We start from the raw sequence: 17,608 nt of genomic DNA on the forward strand, positions 1-17,608 counted from the left end.
ACATTTCTTAATCCTGTAAGAATTTCAATAGATATTAAAAAGGCAGAATTTGTAATTCTCAGCTTTATTCCAATTTTATAATTAATGAAATTATTGCACTCAATATATACGGTTGTTATGTTTAGTCTCCGATGTTTATAATTTCTATTTCTTAAATCAAGATTTTAAATTTAAGAAATAAAACTTGTAAAACAGATGCTTTCTTTTGCTGAAGAAATATCAGAGAGTATTTGATTAAAATAATGTGTTGTAAGGGAAGTTTTTATTAATTTCGATAATTGTATCTTAAAAAAGATCCATTCATGTAAACCGAAATAAATTCATTCTCTTTGAATTTATTATTGCAAAAACTTTTATTTGCTAAAAAACCTTTATACGTTATGTTCGACAAATCTGAAAGTGTATAAAAAAGATTATTATTAACCGTTCTTTTAGTTTGATTAGCTTTTAATTGTTCTATTTTATCCTTGTATATGTTGTAATAATTTGTTGAACCCCAAAAAAACATTGGAATATTTAATTCATATTTTGTAGGATTAGAGGAGCCGTAGCCAAACAAAGCTTCATTTTTAGTATCATATAAATTAACGCCGTGATCTGCTGTAAACATAAGAAAAGCTTTTTGATCCTTTAAATCAATACATTTTATTATTTGTGACAACACGTAGTCTTGTAGTAAAATTTTGTTGTCATACTGATTAATTAGTGCGTTTTTACTTTTAATTCCTTCTATAGCATTAGCTTCATTTGGCTTAAATAATTTAAACGATTTAGGAACCGTTCCATGGTTTCCAATTAAGTTAATGAGGATAAACTTCTTTTTCTTTGACTTTTGTGCCACTACACTATTTAGTACAGGCAAAACATCTAAATCAGTATGTGATTTTTTTTCAAATATTTTAAAAATATGATCAGGTTCATTCTCATTTTCTAAATAGAAGATATTTTGACTTGAAATCCAATTCGTCTCATATCCTGCTTCTTTATAAAGGGATATGATTGATTTTTCTGAAAAAGATAAATTAGGGTTTTCAGGAGTTGCTTCTGTGATGATTAAAGGAATGGAAGCTGAAGTAGAATTGCCATTCGAAAAATGATTTTTATATGATATTAAATTCTTAATTTTATTTAATTCCGGACTCGTCATTCTGTAATATCCATTTAAATTCCATTGAACGCTTCTCATTCCTTCACTAATAACAAAGACAACAATGTCAGGGCTTTCTGTTTTTGAATTAGATTTTGTTACTTGGAAGCTAAATTTATGGCGTTTTTCCTTTAAGCTATCTGTTTTTCTCTTATAATAGATAACCTCATAGGTTCTATAATATAGGTTGAATGGGTGTTCTTTAAGAATGTATTGTTTAAAAGAATATTTTAACAGATTTTTTCCGGAATCAAATTGTTCAGAGTTTTTTAATCTAATAAAAACACATATCAGTAAAACAAAGAAGCATATTCCTAAAATTTTAAAGTTTTTCGAAATTTCAAATTTCAAATTTAGTCGCTTACTTTCTTTGATGAGATAGATCATAAAACATAAAAAAAGCAATAAGCTAAAAAATATCAATTTAAAATTACTTACAAATTCGAGAGATTCATTTGCGTTTGTGTAAACTAAAGCCTTCAAATTGTCCATCGTCAAATAATGTTTTAGCACAACAATATTTGTTATTTCTCCAAGCATTGAAAGCAGATACAAAGAACCGACTATTATAGATGCACGATAATAAGATTTTGTTAAAAATGAGATAAGCGCTAGTAGTATTAAGAATATTGTGATTTTTGACAATATGATAACGAGTGCGTTAAAAAAACTATCATTTATGTAGTTATATAATAAATCAGGAATTAAAAATAAGAAGATAGCTAATACTAAAAAGGCCTTTTTTTTCATTTCGATCTTAATTTTTCTGTTTTGTTCAAAAGTAGGAAACAAAGAATGTAAAATTATTAGTTTGTGTAAAAGATGTTTTTTTTACTCTCTTTTTATTCATAAAGCCTTCAATATATTTTGCAATTTTACTCAGTCTAAATATTAAATTTCAATTATAATCTACTTAAATTAACTAAATATTTGAAATGCTTTTTTTCTAAAAAGCCGCCAACTTTGTTTATACTATTTAGGCCTTTTTTTGAGATGTTTTTTATGAGAATTACTATCAAATGAAAGTATAAAAAAGACACTAAAAGCGGCATCAAATAAAATATTCAATAAATACTTTATTTATAAAGGATTTGTTATTTATAATAATTGCGAAACCAAACCTTCTGCCATTCTCTTTTTAAAATCAAGAAAGCAACTTGTTCAGCCAAAATAACCAAATCTGAACCATCCAATTGTTTGATTTCGTTTTCGGGAACGTCAATGATGTATAAGAGGTTTAAATACTCAGCAAATTTGTACTGAATCATTCTGTAGACTTTTTCGTGAAGCTGGATTTTCAATTCATCTGGAGAAATGCTCAGCGGAAAATCGATTCCTTCATTCGCTAAATTAAAATCTTTATTAAGCTGTTCAATAAGACTAAGGTATAAAGTCTCTGCTTGCGCTTGCGCTAATAATGATTCGGTATTTACTGGTGCTACAAACATGTGATTTTAGATTTTAGATTGCTGATTTATGATTGTAGATTTTTCCTGAATACTAAACTTTACGTCCCATTAAATTCTCGCCAAATGTTCTTAGAATATCCTTTTTTTCAGAATTAATATCCATTTTTTCTAAGGTTTCAAAGGCTTTAAAAGTGTACATTTCAATAGCTTCTTGCGTAGCTTTTGAAGCTCCTGATTCGTTAAAAATCGTTTTGACTGTTTCTATTTTTTCTGAATTATCATCTAATTGCAAGGTGAATAATTTTTCTAATTCTGAGGCTTTTTCATCAGAAGAAAATTCTAAGGCTTTTAGATATAAATAGGTTTTTTTGTTTTCTATAATATCGCCACCAACTTGTTTTCCAAAAGTTTCAGGATCTCCAAAAGCATCTAGATAATCATCTTGAAGCTGGAAAGCCAATCCTAAATTTAATCCGAAATCATAAATTAAATCTGCTTCTTTTTCAGAAGTTTTAGCTACAATTGCGCCCATTTTCATGGCGGCAGCAACCAAAACAGCTGTTTTGTATTCAATCATTTTAAGATATTGAGGAATCGTAACATCTTTACGGACTTCAAAATCTACATCCCATTGCTGTCCTTCACAAACTTCAAGTGCAGTTTTGCTGAATAATTTGGCAAGGTTTCTAAAAACAATCGGCTCGTATTGTTCAAAATATTGATACGCCAAAATAAGCATGGCATCGCCAGAAAGAATCCCAGTGTTCAAATCCCATTTTTCATGTACCGTTACTTGTCCTCTTCTTAAAGGAGCATCGTCCATAATATCATCATGCACCAGCGAAAAGTTATGAAAAACTTCAACCGCCATCGCCGCTGGAAGTGCAATCGAATAATCAGTATCAAAAACTTCAGCAGCCATTAAAGTTAAAACTGGACGAATGCGTTTTCCTCCAATTCCTAAAATGTATTCAATAGGTTCGTAAAGATTTGTTGGTTCTTTATGTATGTTTTGACTCTCTAGATAATTGATAAAAAAATCTTGGTACTGACTTATATCGTGCATAATGAATTCTGATTTCGAGGCTCAAAGATACAATTCAAATATGAATTTTTAGGGATGAAATGTTAAAAGCGTATCAATCATTTAAAATGCACTTTTAATGCATCTCATTTTTAATGTGTTAAAATTTTTTCCAAAAAACTTGGAAACTTTTTTGGTATTCAGAGTTTCCTGTCTATATTTGCAGCGTTAATATGGAAACTAAGAACACTGTAAAAGTTTCCATGAAGAGTTTTAATGATTTGTAAAATCAATTAAATCAGTTATTTATGAAGACAAAATGGACTTTAGATTCAAGCCAATCAGATGTTTTATTAGAAATGAGAAGATCTAGAACTTCTTATTTGGGAGGAGATACAAACAAATTTGGGGGTTATGTAAATATTGAAGACAATGAGATTGAAGATGCTTCTGTCGAATTCTCATTAGATATCAATAACAAAAAAGAGAGTTTTCAATCTATAGACGCTTATTTACAGCTACAAGATTTTTTTGAAGAAGATGAGCATCCGATTATCAGTTTCAAATCGACTTCATTTCAAAAAGTAAATCAGAATATCAATTTTTTCAAAGGAGATCTAACGATAAAAGATATCACAAGAGTAGTTGAATTGGATGCTGAATTTCTTGGAGAGAATATTTATAACGGAGAGAAGAAAGTCGCTTTTGAAATTAAAGGAAATATCAAACGCGAGGACTTTGGTTTGGATTACAATTCTTTCAATCATACTTCCGGTGCTGCCTTAGGGAAAGACATAAAACTTATAGCAAATTTAGAATTTAGTATATAAATCTTACTAAATCAATAAATTGATGTAAAATTATTACAAATAAACAGGAAACTATTTTTTTAATTTTAGTTTCCAAAGTATATTTGTGATGCAATCGAGAATTTAAAATGAAAGAGAAGATTATAGCAAAAGCAAGCGAGTTATTTTTAAAGCTTGGTTTTAAGAGTGTTACAATGGACGATATTGCGGGCGAAATGTGTATTTCTAAAAAAACGATTTACAAGTATTTCTGTAATAAAGAAGTTTTAATTGAAGAGAGCACTTCGCTGGTTCATGGCCAGGTACATGAAATCATGGATACTATTATAGCAAAGAATTTTAATGCTATTCATGAAAATTTTGAAATCAGAGAAATGTTCCGTGACATGTTTAAAAATAACATTGACACGTCTCCAATTTATCAGTTAAAGAAGCATTATCCTGAGATCTACCAAAATATTCTTTCTTTCGAAATTGATCAATGCACTCAGCTTTTTAGAGAAAACATTGAAAAGGGAATTCGTGAAGGTCTTTACAGAAGTGATTTAAATGTAGAAGTGTATGTGAAGTTTTATTACACACTGGTTTTTCATATAAATGAAAATACTGTTTCTGAAAGCGAAGCACAAAGAATTGAGCTGGAAGCATTAGAATATCATACTCGCGCAATGGCTACTCAAAAAGGAGTTGAAGAATTAGAGAAGCAGCTAAAGAGAATAAATAATTAATTCATCCAAATATATTCAATTGTCATTATTCTGAGAGAGGATGGAAGATGACGATACTATCTCAAAATTTAAAAAATAAATATTTAACTACTTATGAAAAGAATCCTTCTTATATTTTTGTGCACCATTGGCTTGTCTGCCAACGCACAAACCACTTTAACCCTGAAAGATGCTGTCAATTATGCGCTTCAAAATAAAGCTGATGCGAAAAAAGCAAAACTACAGGTAGAAAATAGTGAGTATCAGATTCAGGAAATACGTTCGAGAGCTTTACCGCAAATTAGTGCAAACGGAAGTTTAACGTATAATCCGGTAATTCAGACTACAGTTATTGATGGAGCTGCATTTGGTGCGCCAGGAACTACAATTCAGGCTGCATTTGGACAGAAATGGACTTCAACTGGAGGGATTTCTTTAACTCAGGCATTATTTGATCAATCTGTTTTTACAGGTTTAAGAGCTGCAAAAACGACTCGTGAGTTTTATCAAATAAATGATCAATTAACAGAAGAACAAGTTATTGAAAGAGTTGCAAATAACTACTATTCAGTTTATGTACAAAAAGAAAGGCTTATTTTATTAGACAGTAACTACGTAAATACGCAAAAAGTTCGTGATATTGTTCAAGGACAGTTTAATAACGGTTTGGCTAAAAAAATTGACTTAGATCGTATTATCGTAAAAATGTCTAACATCGATACAGATCGCCAACAGGTTAAAAATCAGATTGAATTACAGGAAAATGCATTAAAGTTTTACATGGGTATGCCTATCGAAACTCAAATCGTTATGCCTAAAGAAGAATTTCAAGTTGTGCCAGCTGCTTTAACACAAGAGCCAAATATTGAAAACAGAACAGAATATTTGCTTTTGAAAAAACAAGAAGAACTTTTAGTATTTAATAAAAAGGCAGTTGAAGCAGGTTATTATCCTACGCTTTCATTATCTGCAGGATATAATTATATCGGACAAGGACCTGAAATGCCTTGGTTTGCAAAACCAGAAAAAGGAGTGTATTGGTCAGATTTCTCAGCAGTTGCATTAAACTTACACGTACCAATCTTTACAGGTTTCGGAACTCGTGCAAAAGTTAGACAGGCAGATGTTCAAATCAGAGAACTTCAAGAAGACATCAAAGACACTAAATTATCTCTTGATTTAGATTATAAAAATGCAATGGCACAGATTAATAATAACCTTGTGACTATTGAGAATCAGAGAGAAAATATGCGTTTAGCGCTAGATATTTTAAGCAATACTAAAAACAATTATCTTCAAGGATTAGCATCTTTAACCGATTTGCTAGATGCAGAAAATGCATCGCTTGAAGCTCAAAATAACTTTACAAGAGCAGTTTTAAATTATAAAATTGCCGAAATATCTCTAATCAAATCGAAAGGAGAACTTAAATCTCTTACTAAATAACAAATTATTACAATGAAGAAAATAATTATAACAGTCGTAATCATAGTCGTGGCTTTTGTCGGGATTAACTACATTCTAAATAAGAACAAGGCAGAAAATGAAGCGAAAACTGCAATTGTAGCAGAAAAAAACGCAGCAGTTTCTGTAAAAGTGGCTACAGTAAAAACAGAAGATGTTAACTTAGGTTTTACTGCAAACGGAAACTTCGCACCAATTCAGGAATTGACTTTCTCTGCCGAAAAATCTGGAAAAGTAATTAGTGTTTTAGTTAAAGAAGGTGACTATGTAAGAGTAGGCCAAACTCTTTTAACAGTAAGAGGTGATGTTATCAATGTAAACGCGCAAGCAGCTGAAGCAGCATATCAAAATGCAAAATCTGATTATGCTAGATATGAAAATGCTTTTAAAACTGGCGGTGTTACAAAACAGCAATTAGATCAAGCAAAATTAGCTTTAACTAATGCTCAATCTAATTATACTCAAGCTAAAATTAATGTTGGAGATACAAGAGTAAAAGCTCCAATTAACGGATACATTAATAAAAAATATATCGAGCCAGGTTCTATTTTAGCAGGAATGCCTGCAACTGCTTTATTTGATATTGTAAATGTTTCTAAATTAAAATTGACTGTTACAGTAAACGAAACTCAAGTTGCTAGTTTAAAATTAGGACAAACTGTAGACATTACAGCAAGTGTTTATCCTGATAAATCATTTAGCGGAAAAATTACTTTCATTGCAGCAAAAGCAGATGCTTCTTTAAATTTCCCTGTAGAAATTGAAATTACAAACAATGCTAACAACGACTTAAAAGCAGGTATGTACGGAACGGCAAACTTTGGTGCGAAGAGTCAAAAACAAAACTTGAAAGTGGTTCCGAGAAATGCTTTTGTTGGTAGTGTGAGCAGTAACGAAATTTTTGTTGTAGAAAATGGTGTTGCTAAATTAAGAAAAGTAGTGGCAGGAAGAATTTTAGGAGATAAAGTTGAAATCATTAATGGTTTAAATGACGGAGAAACTGTAATTGTTACTGGTCAAATCAACCTACAAGACGGAAATACAGTAGAAATTATTAAATAATTGTACCGCTTTAAGCCGTAAGCCATAAGCTTTAAGCCTTTCAAAAAAGCCTAAAGCCTACAGCGTATAGCCTACAGCCTAAAACAAAATATATGAAATTAGCCGAAATATCCATAAAACGTCCGTCGTTGGTAATTGTATTGTTTACAATTCTGACACTAGGTGGATTGTTCAGTTACAGCCAATTAGGCTACGAGCTGATCCCAAAATTCGAAACCAACGTTATTACGGTTTCAACTGTATATCCTGGAGCTTCTCCGAGTGAGGTTGAAAATACAGTAACAAAGAAAATCGAGGATGCGATTGCATCTCTGGAAAATATTAAGAAAATTGATTCGAAATCTTATGAGAGTCTTTCGATTGTGTCAATTACGTTGACTTCAAATGCGAATGTTGATATTTCGATGAATGATGCACAGCGTAAAATTAATGCGATTTTAAGTGATCTTCCAGATGATGCAGATCCTCCGTCATTGACTAAATTCTCTTTGAGTGATTTACCAATTATGACGCTTGGTGCGAATGGAAAAATGGACGAAGCAGCTTTCTACGATTTGATCGATAAAAAGATTGCGCCAGTTTTATCTCGTGTACAAGGGGTAGCTCAGGTAAACATTATTGGTGGTCAAGAGCGTGAAATTCAGGTAAACCTTGATGCAGTAAAAATGCAAGGTTACGGACTTTCAGTTCCACAAGTACAGCAGACTATCTTGAGTTCAAACTTGGATTTCCCTACAGGTAACATCCAGACTCGTAACCAAAAAATCTTAATCCGTTTAGCGGGTAAATATAAAAATGTTGACGAATTAAGAAACTTAGTAGTTTCTTCTCAAAACGGAATTCAAATTCGTTTAGGAGATATCGCCGACGTTCAGGATACACAAAAAATTGCAGAGAAAATTGCACGTGTAGATCAAAAAAGTGCAATTGTACTTCAAATTGTAAAACAATCAGATGCCAATGCCGTTGCGGTAAGTGAGCAATTGATTAAGACAATTAAAACTTTAGAGAGCGATTACAAATCGGCTCAATTGAAATTAGAGGTTGCAAAAGACAGTACAGTCTTTACTCTTGAAGCAGCAGATTCTGTTGTACATGACTTGTTAATTGCGGTTATTCTGGTAGCATTTGTAATGTTGTTCTTCTTGCACAGTATTAGAAACTCGTTGATCGTAATGGTCTCTATTCCTGCATCTTTGATTGCAACGTTTATCGGAATTTATTTATTAGGTTATACACTTAACTTAATGTCTTTACTTGGTTTATCTCTTGTTGTAGGTATTCTTGTGGATGACGCGATTGTGGTACTGGAGAATATTTACCGACATATGGAGATGGGTAAAAGCCGAATTCGTGCGGCTTATGACGGAACTGCCGAAATTGGGGCAACCGTAACTTCGATTACATTAGTAATTGTGGTGGTGTTCTTGCCAATTGCAATGAGTACGGGATTAGTATCAAACATTATTACACAGTTCTGTGTTACGGTAATTATCTCTACAATGTTCTCGTTATTGGCTTCGTTTACAATTATTCCATGGTTATCTTCTCGTTTTGGAAAACTAGAGCATATTGAAGGTAAAAACCTTTTCGGAAAAATTATCCTTGGTTTCGAAAGCTATTTGACTCGTTTTACAAACTGGGTATCAAACTTGCTTAACTGGTGTTTAGATCACTATATCAAAACAATAGTTGCAGTTGTAGTAATGTTTTTTGGAACGATCTTCTGGTTAATGGGAGGTGGATATATTGGAGGAGAGTTCTTCGCATCATCTGATAGTGGTGAGTTCTTAGTACAGATTGAGATGCCAAAAGATGCTTCGTTAGAGCAAACTAACTTTATGACGCAAAAAGCAGAAGCTTTCTTAAAAGGAGAGAAATATGTTTTCAGCCAGATTACAACAGTTGGTCAAACCAGTGAAGGTTTAGGAGCTGCTCAGGCAACTGCATACAAAGCAGAGATTGACGTTAAAATGATTGATCAAAAAGATCGTACAGATGACGCCAACGTATACGCTGCAAAAGTAAAACGTAAACTAGAAAAAGTTTTAGTTGGAGCAAAAGTAAAAACAGTTCCAGTAGGTATCTTAGGTACTGCTGAGGATGCAACTTTAGGTTTGATTGTAACAGGTCCGAACGTAGAAAGTGCAATGAAATTTGCTAAAATGGCTGAAGCTGAATTACGTACAATTCCTGGAACAACTGAGATTAAATTAACAGTTGAAGACGGAAACCCTGAGATCAACGTTCAGGTTGATAGAGATAAAATGGCCGCCTTAGGATTAACACTTCAAACAGTCGGTTTAACTATGCAAACTGCTTATAGTGGTAATACAGATGGTAAATTTAGAGCTGGTGAATACGAATATGACATCAACATTAAATACAACGAATTTGATAGAAAAAATATCACAGACGTTAGTAACTTAATTTTCATCAACAATGCAGGTCAGCAAATTAAATTAAACCAATTTGCTACAATTACTGAAGGTTCTGGACCAAGTAAATTAGAACGTAGAGATAAAACAGCTTCTGTAACCGTACAAGGTCAGAACGTTGGGGTGCCAGCAGGAACAATTGTTCAGCAATGGCAGGCGAAATTAGATAAATTGCAAAAACCTACAGGAGTTAATTACATCTGGGGTGGTGACCAAGAGAATCAATCAGAAGGATTTGGTACTTTAGGAATCGCATTATTGGCCGCTATTATTTTGGTTTATCTTGTAATGGTTGGGTTATATGACAGTTTCGTTCACCCGTTTGTCGTATTGTTTGCAATTCCACTTTCGTTTATTGGAGTTTTATTTGCATTGGCATTAACAAACAATACCTTAAATATCTTTACGATCTTAGGGGTAATCATGTTGATTGGTCTGGTGTGTAAAAATGCGATCATGCTTGTCGATTATACGAATCAGCGAAGAGCAGCCGGAGAATCAATTAGAAATGCTCTAATCCAAGCAAACCACGCTCGTTTACGTCCGATCTTGATGACGACAATTGCGATGGTGTTTGGTATGTTCCCAATTGCATTAGCATCTGGAGCTGGAGCAGAGTGGAAAAACGGATTGGCATGGGTAATCATCGGAGGTTTGATTTCTTCGTTATTCCTAACGCTGATTGTGGTTCCTGTAATCTATGATATTATGGAGAAAATTATCCGTAAGTTCTCTAAAGGAGAAAAAATCGACTACGAAGCTGAAATGCATGCCGATTATGTGCATACTGAATTAAGTGAAGACGGTTTTAATCCGAAACATACCCATTAATAGTTTTAATTTTTGATAGTGAAATTCCGAGCCCGAATTCGGAATTTCACAATGAAAAATCCCAAGTTCCTTTAAATTGGAATTTGGGATTTTTTTATTGATTCTTTAAAATTATTTCACGCAGATTTTAGCAGATCAGATTAAAAATCTGCATTTATCTGCTTAAATCCTTTTTGAATCTGCGGGAAAAAAAATATAAGTTTTATAATTCAATGCTAAGTTTTCCAAATTGGGATTTAGGATTTTTTTATTGTTAATCGAAAAATCTGTTTATTTGCATCACCTTACAAAAACAACTATGCTACAAAAAGACAAGTCAGCAGCTATTGGTTTTATTTTTATAACCATGTTAATAGATATTACAGGATGGGGAATTATTATTCCTGTAATACCAAAATTAATCGAAGAATTGATTCACGGAGACATTAGTGAAGCCGCAAAAATTGGCGGCTGGTTGACTTTCGCGTATGCGATAACTCAGTTTGTATTTGCTCCCGTTATTGGAAATTTGAGTGATAAATTTGGAAGAAGGCCAATTATCTTGATTTCCCTTTTCGGTTTTTCTTTAGATTACCTTTTATTAGCATTTTCGCCAACAATTATCTGGCTTTTCATCGGAAGAATTATCGCTGGAGTTACCGGTGCCAGTATTACAACCGCTTCAGCTTATATTGCCGATGTTAGTACGCCTGAAAACAGAGCTAAAAACTTTGGGTTAGTAGGTGCAGCTTTCGGATTAGGTTTTATCATCGGACCAGTTATTGGTGGACTTTTAGGACAATATGGATCAAGAGTGCCTTTTTATGCCGCAGCAGTTTTATGTATGCTGAATTTCCTTTACGGATTTTTTATTCTGCCGGAATCGCTTAAAAAAGAAAACCGCAGACCTTTTGATTGGAAACGTGCCAACCCAATTGGAGCTATTTTAGGATTAAGAAAACACCCAACTTTAATTGGTTTAATTGTCGCAATATTTCTTCTGTATGTTGGCTCGCATGCTGTGCAAAGCAACTGGAGTTTCTTCACCATTTATCAATTCAATTGGGACGAAAGAATGATCGGAATTTCATTAGGGATAATTGGTTTATTGGTCGGAGTGGTACAAGGAGGATTAGTTCGATACATCAATCCGAAAATAGGAAATGAGAAAAGCATTTACATTGGTTTAGCTTTATATACCATCGGAATGCTATTGTTTGCTTTTGCAACAGAAAGCTGGATGATGTTTGTCTTTCTAATTCCGTATTGCCTTGGCGGAATCGCAGGACCAGCATTGCAATCTGTTGTAGCCAGTAAAGTTGAACCAAGCGAGCAAGGAGAAATTCAAGGAACTTTGACCAGTTTAATGAGTGCTTCTTCGATTATTGGTCCACCAATGATGGCCAATACATTTTATTTCTTCACACATGATGATGCGCCGTTTAAATTTGCAGGAGCACCTTTTATTTTAGGAGGAGTTTTAATGTTATTGAGTACAGTTGTTGCTTATTTTTCATTGAAAAAACATGCAGTTCCGAAAACAGAAATGGAATAATAAACAGAAATGTTTTAAAATAAAAAAAGCCTTCATATTTAAATTATGAAGGCTTTTTTGTAGAGAAGTTTTATTCTTTAATAAATTTCAAAGCTTTTTCTTTTCCGTCAGATTTTATTTTTAAAATATACAACCCTTTAACAAGATTTGACAAATCGATTTCAGAATTTGTTTTATTTATTTTTTTTGATAAAACAGATTGTCCTGAAACAGAGAAAATCTGAATGTCTTCAATTATTGATTTGTTTTTAATCGTTAAAATATGTTTCACAGGATTAGGGTAAAACTGAAAGTCAGTCAAATCAAAATCTGGAGTAGAAAGCGAGCCATTTAGTTTGGCTGTTACAGCAAGACGTTCTTTACTCTCGATTCCGTTTATTGTTTGCGAGGCATAATACGTTACACCATCAACCAAAACTGTAGACAATGGTAAAGAGGGTTCTATAGCAACTTTACTTGTTTTTCCGGTTGGAGAAGTTCCTGGTCTACTGTACCATTTAATGTTTTGACCTTCAATAATAAGATCACCCAAAGTTTGTCCAGATTTGAATTCTAAGACCATTTCTTTTTTGCCATCTATTAAAGGTGCTGGCGGATTAACCGTTATATAAAGCGATGTGGTACATCCTTTTTCATCAATGACCATGACTTCATGATTTCCATAGCTTACGTTTGTAAACACATTATTAGATTTTCGATCAAAAAAATCCATCTGATATAAATAATTACCATTTCCTCCAGTAGCATTTACCGTTACAGTTTGATTTTCAACACTTACTGTTACATCTAATGAAGAAGGCTGACTAATATGAATCATCGACGCTTTTATACTGCAATTAGCACCATCGGTAACATCAACAGTATAATCGCCGGCACGTAAATATTCAAAAATATTAGACGATTGTTGGTTTGTTAGTGCAGTGCCAGCAGCATTTCTAAGTAAATATTTGTACGGTAAAATACCGCCTGTTACATTTACTTGAATTGATCCTTCAGGTGAGTAAGGACAAATTGCATCTTTTGTGATGACATCTAGCGCTAATGGCTGATATTCGTTAACGATACAAATTAAATTACTAGTGCAGTTTGCATCATCTCTTGTTGTTATAGAATAAGAGCCTGGTTCTATGTTGGCTAAAGTATAGCTAGATGCTTGACTAGCTATATAAGGAGCACCGTTTATAGAATACTGATATGGCGGTTTTCCGCCTTCGGTAACAATTTTAATTGAACCTTTGTTATTACAAGTAGGATTGGTTATAATATAAACCGAAGATAAAGTAGATTTATACTGATTGACCGTAACTTTTGTTGAGGCAATACAGCCATTTTGATCTTTTACATATACAGTATACTCACCCGCTTTTAATTCGCTTGAAGTATTTGAATTGGAATAATTAATGCCGTCAAAAGAGTAAGTATAAACAGATGTTCCTCCAGTTCCTGTAATTGTAACAATATCTTTATCACCACATTTAACGCCTTCTGTAACCGTTGCGGTAGCAGTTAAATCGAAATTTTCTACTTCAATATGTAAAGGATAATTGGTAGGCTGGCAATTTTGGCTGTCTCTAATCAAAACAGTGTAGTTTCCGGGATCTAAATAGAAATAATTCGTAGATACATAATTCATACCATAATCTATAGAATAATAGTAAGGAGCTTTGCCTCCAGTTGCTACTATCGTAATTTGTGATTTTGGCTGAAAACAAGTGACACTAGTTTTAGCATAATGAATCTCATAAGGTGCAAAGAAACTTAGCTCAAAAAAGTTAGTGCTAATTGTACCATTATTATTTATTCTGGCATATATAGTTCGTGGACCAGAACTATATCTTACGGGATTTGATATTGCATTTACATTATTGTTAGCATCTTCGAGACTTAAATGGTAGGTTACAATAGTTTGTAAAGGATTTAAATTTCCAATTAACTCTGCATTTTTAGTTGTCAGATCAAATTCGGGATAATTTTGACAGGCTTCAAGCTTGCTAATCTGTGCAAAAAATAAAGTAGGCAGTAAAAAAAGAAAACAAAGTAGAGTTTTTTTCATAAGGATAGATTTGTTAAAATGGCGAAACAAATATATCAAAAAAACAAATTATACTACTTTAAATATAAATAATGGTTAAAATAATCAATAATCGCTTTTCCCTCCAATAAAACATCAGCGCCAATAATGCCATGAACGGCTTTGGCTTTAAAAGATTCTAAAGCTTCATTAACATGCGAAAGATCAAAAATTACGATACTAAAATTTTTGCTTTTCCAACTCCCTAACTGCAATTTATTTTGAGACGAAATCTGCGTTGTCATTCCGGTTCCTCCCGCTCCAGAAGCTTTTGTTTTAGAGTTTTTTGCAGAAAGTTCAAAACGCTCAATAGATTCAAAACCCACGCAAGTGTTGGATGCGCCTGTATCTAAAATGAAATTGCCAGAAATGCCATTAATTTTGGCTTTTATCTGCAAATGCTGTGTTTTAGTGATTTTGAATTTTATTTTTTTATAATTCTCTTTTTTGAGAATTTCGTGAAGATTTTCCATTCCTGTAATGATTGAAACCCAAAAATAAGCCAATTACAGCCAAAAAACTAATGATATAGAAGATATAATTGGTTTGCGTTTCAGGTTTTTCAAGAGTGCCGTAATAGACAAAAGCACTCCAGTAATAAGGAGACTTTTTTGCATTGGGAATATTTTCATCTTTCAAAAACTTCCTTTTTGCATTTGCAGCTGCATGTGCAAAAGAAGAATTATGTTTAAGATCTTTATAAAAATAATCCATGAAAACAGAAGTAGTATAATCGTTTACGTTCCAAAGAGAAAATAATAGATTTTGTGCTCCTGCAAACTGAAAACCTCTGGCAATGCTCATGGCGCCTTCGCCTTTATAGAGTTTTCCAATTCCTGTTTCGCAGGCGCTCAGAACCACCAAATCTGGACTGAGCTGTAAATTGTATAATTCAGAAAACAGGATTTCTTGATCGTAAAATTTAATACTTGCCGGAATTTCAAAATCTCCCGAAGAGGCATGTGTGCTCAGATGAATAATTGATTTTCCTGTAACATTATTTTTAAAGTTTGAAAAAGTGGCATTTTCATTTTCAAAAAACTGTCCGTCAAAATTGTGTTTTATAGATTGCAATTCATTTTTTGAAAAAGGAAGTTCGTAATTGGTTTTTCCGAAAACGGGAAAAAGACCTAGAATATTTTTTTTGCCACTTGAAAGCGTATTTGCATTCAAATACAATTCGGCAGAATTATTATACGAAATATCAAAATCATTCAATAAATAATGCATTTTGGCAAAATTTTTCGTTTTAGATTCCTTTGTTATTAAAGCTTCAAAAGGTAAGAAGTTCAACAGCCCATCAGGAATAATAATGAGATTTTTAGAATCCGATTTTAGAGGTAAAAGAAGTTTTTTATGAGTAAAAAATGCTGTTTTTTGGTAGTTTCCAACATTGCTGACAATATTCTCAGGATTATCAAAAAAACTTATAAATCTTATTATCGGTTCACTGCATATATGGCCAATACAAATTGATTTTAATTGGATTTTGTTGTTTTGAACGACAAATAGATGAATTGCTTTATAACCCATAAAATATTCGTACAGTACAGCATCATCTTTATCAAGTTTGGCGTAAAGCTTTTGCAAGTCGAACGAAGTTTGATTTTTTTTGTTATTTTTTTCTTCATTTGATTTTAGCAGCAACATTAATTTATTCTGTTTCTGGATGGCTTCATTTATTTTTGAAATATCTGCAAGATCTTGTTTTTGCTGTTCTTTCAAAATAATGGTGTTCCAGTTTTGCATCTGCTGCAAAATCAATTTTTCTTCTCTAGAAAGTAATTCAACGTTTTTCAAATGATCTTTTAAAACTACAGATTTTGTCTTTTCTGCAAGTTTAAAAGCATCTTCAATATAACTTTGTTTTTTTTCGCTGTCAAAAAGAGATTTATAAATATCAAGACACTTTTCTGTTCGGTTTCGATTTCTAATTTGAGTTATAATTTTAGAGTCTTCGTAGATTAGAAGTGACTGAAATAATTCTTCAATATAGAAAGAAAGAGCATAGCTTTTTAATGCATTTTTGGGTTCATTTTGAGATAGATAAAGTTCTGCCTGCAAATCTAAAGCATCGAGTAAAACAGTTTCGGCATAAAGAGAACTTTCATTAGGAAGGATATTTTTCTGGCTTTGATAATTTGGCAATAATGTTTTATAAACAGTCGTAAGTTCATTTTGTGCCTCTTCCAAACTATTTTGTTTCAATAATAGAAAGGCTTTTTCTAGATAAAATTGTGCTTTTTTTCTAGGTTCCTGTTGAGGTAATTTTTCAAAAATGGCTTGTGCTTTTACAAAATATAAAGTAGCATCTTTTAAATTAAAGTCGAGTTTTATTTTATAAAGATTAATGTAAGTATTATATAAATTTTCTGAAAGTGCCTTATCTTTTTTTAATAATGGAATCGCTCTCAAAAAAGCATTTTCAGCCTCAATAAAATCTTCATTAATATTTCTTAAAAGATAATTTGCGCCTAGATTGTTTAATAAAAGCCCTTTTTGAGAAGAGGTTATTTTTTCTGAACGAAGCGTTTTTTCAATTATTTTAATAGCCTCATGGCCTTTTCCTGAATTTTGATAAACGTTTGATAAATTAAGGATGGCCGCAATTTTCTGCTTTTCATTCTTTTCTTCGTTGGCAATAAAATAATATTGTTTAATAGTATTTTCGGCATTTTTATAATCGCCTAAAATCGTGTACAAATTACCTAGAGGCTTCAGGCAGAATTCGGTAATATCGTAGTTTTTTAATTTGTTTTTCTGGTAAATCATCCATGCTTTTTCATAGCTTTTTATAGCATCTAAAGTCTGCCCAAACTGATTTTCATAATACGCTTTGTTGCAATTTAAAATTACAATTGCCAGTAATTCTTCTTTGGTTTTAGGTTTGGCACTTTTCCAAAAATCAGTTTCAATACTTCTTAAATTTTGTAACGCTTCCGCGGAAGGATTTGCGGTAAAACGATCCACAGCATTATATATTTGATCTTCCTGACTTTGTCCTAAAACATTTAGACTCAGGAAAAAGAAAATAAAACCATATAAGTGATGTAAGTTCATATTAAGCTTTTTTTATTTCGCAGAGATGCACAAAGATTTTTTCGCAGAGATT

General features: G+C 32.4%; 12 protein-coding genes. 6 read left to right on the forward strand and 6 right to left on the reverse strand.

The features are described from left to right. Positions 1–265: 265 nt before the first annotated feature. From AC5ZCW_RS06005 to AC5ZCW_RS06015, 3 genes are all read right to left on the reverse strand, one after another. Positions 266–1,897: a phosphoethanolamine transferase gene (locus AC5ZCW_RS06005; RefSeq protein WP_343540487.1), complete on the reverse strand. Its 1,632-nt coding sequence runs from the start codon at positions 1,895–1,897 to the stop codon at positions 266–268. Between the two features lie 344 nt (positions 1,898–2,241). Continuing rightward, a complete protein-coding gene (locus AC5ZCW_RS06010) occupies positions 2,242–2,595 on the reverse strand; it encodes a hypothetical protein (protein WP_111378930.1) in 354 nt (117 codons plus the stop codon). Between the two features lie 52 nt (positions 2,596–2,647). Continuing rightward, positions 2,648–3,622, reverse strand: a complete 975-nt coding sequence (locus AC5ZCW_RS06015; RefSeq protein ID WP_496118491.1) for a polyprenyl synthetase family protein — start codon at positions 3,620–3,622, stop codon at positions 2,648–2,650. Positions 3,623–3,888: 266 nt separating this feature from the next. Between AC5ZCW_RS06015 and AC5ZCW_RS06020 the strand changes: the two genes are divergently transcribed. From AC5ZCW_RS06020 to AC5ZCW_RS06045, 6 genes are all read left to right on the forward strand, one after another. Further along, the gene (locus AC5ZCW_RS06020; RefSeq protein WP_281634525.1) at positions 3,889–4,410 is read left to right on the forward strand and encodes a YceI family protein; all 522 of its coding nucleotides are present in this window, start codon (positions 3,889–3,891) and stop codon (positions 4,408–4,410) included. Between the two features lie 107 nt (positions 4,411–4,517). Continuing rightward, complete coding sequence (locus AC5ZCW_RS06025) at positions 4,518–5,117, forward strand: TetR/AcrR family transcriptional regulator (RefSeq protein ID WP_281634526.1); 600 nt, start codon at positions 4,518–4,520, stop codon at positions 5,115–5,117. A 93-nt stretch (positions 5,118–5,210) separates the two neighbouring features. Then, positions 5,211–6,542, forward strand: a complete 1,332-nt coding sequence (locus tag AC5ZCW_RS06030) for a TolC family protein (RefSeq protein WP_281634527.1) — start codon at positions 5,211–5,213, stop codon at positions 6,540–6,542. 12 nt (positions 6,543–6,554) lie between these two features. Then, complete coding sequence (locus tag AC5ZCW_RS06035; RefSeq protein WP_281634528.1) at positions 6,555–7,622, forward strand: efflux RND transporter periplasmic adaptor subunit; 1,068 nt, start codon at positions 6,555–6,557, stop codon at positions 7,620–7,622. 92 nt (positions 7,623–7,714) lie between these two features. Continuing rightward, positions 7,715–10,891, forward strand: a complete 3,177-nt coding sequence (locus AC5ZCW_RS06040; RefSeq protein ID WP_343540482.1) for an efflux RND transporter permease subunit — start codon at positions 7,715–7,717, stop codon at positions 10,889–10,891. Between the two features lie 274 nt (positions 10,892–11,165). Then, positions 11,166–12,425: a TCR/Tet family MFS transporter gene (locus AC5ZCW_RS06045; RefSeq protein ID WP_343540481.1), complete on the forward strand. Its 1,260-nt coding sequence runs from the start codon at positions 11,166–11,168 to the stop codon at positions 12,423–12,425. A 70-nt stretch (positions 12,426–12,495) separates the two neighbouring features. Here the strand turns inward: AC5ZCW_RS06045 and AC5ZCW_RS06050 are convergent, their stop codons facing one another. Genes AC5ZCW_RS06050 through AC5ZCW_RS06060 form a run of 3 tightly spaced genes read right to left on the reverse strand, consistent with a single transcriptional unit; the run spans position 12,496 to position 17,556 of the window. Continuing rightward, positions 12,496–14,478, reverse strand: coding sequence for a T9SS type A sorting domain-containing protein (locus tag AC5ZCW_RS06050; RefSeq protein WP_496118494.1), 1,983 nt, complete (start codon positions 14,476–14,478; stop codon positions 12,496–12,498). A gap of 53 nt (positions 14,479–14,531) precedes the next feature. After that, entirely contained in the window at positions 14,532–14,969 is a 438-nt protein-coding gene (locus AC5ZCW_RS06055) for a retropepsin-like aspartic protease (protein WP_177211305.1), read from the reverse strand. After that, the gene (locus AC5ZCW_RS06060; protein WP_496118496.1) at positions 14,929–17,556 is read right to left on the reverse strand and encodes a CHAT domain-containing protein; all 2,628 of its coding nucleotides are present in this window, start codon (positions 17,554–17,556) and stop codon (positions 14,929–14,931) included. Before AC5ZCW_RS06060 ends, AC5ZCW_RS06055 begins: the two co-directional genes overlap by 41 nt. Between the last annotated feature and the right edge of the window lie 52 nt (positions 17,557–17,608).

The organism is Flavobacterium sp. PLA-DH12, assembly GCF_059511845.1.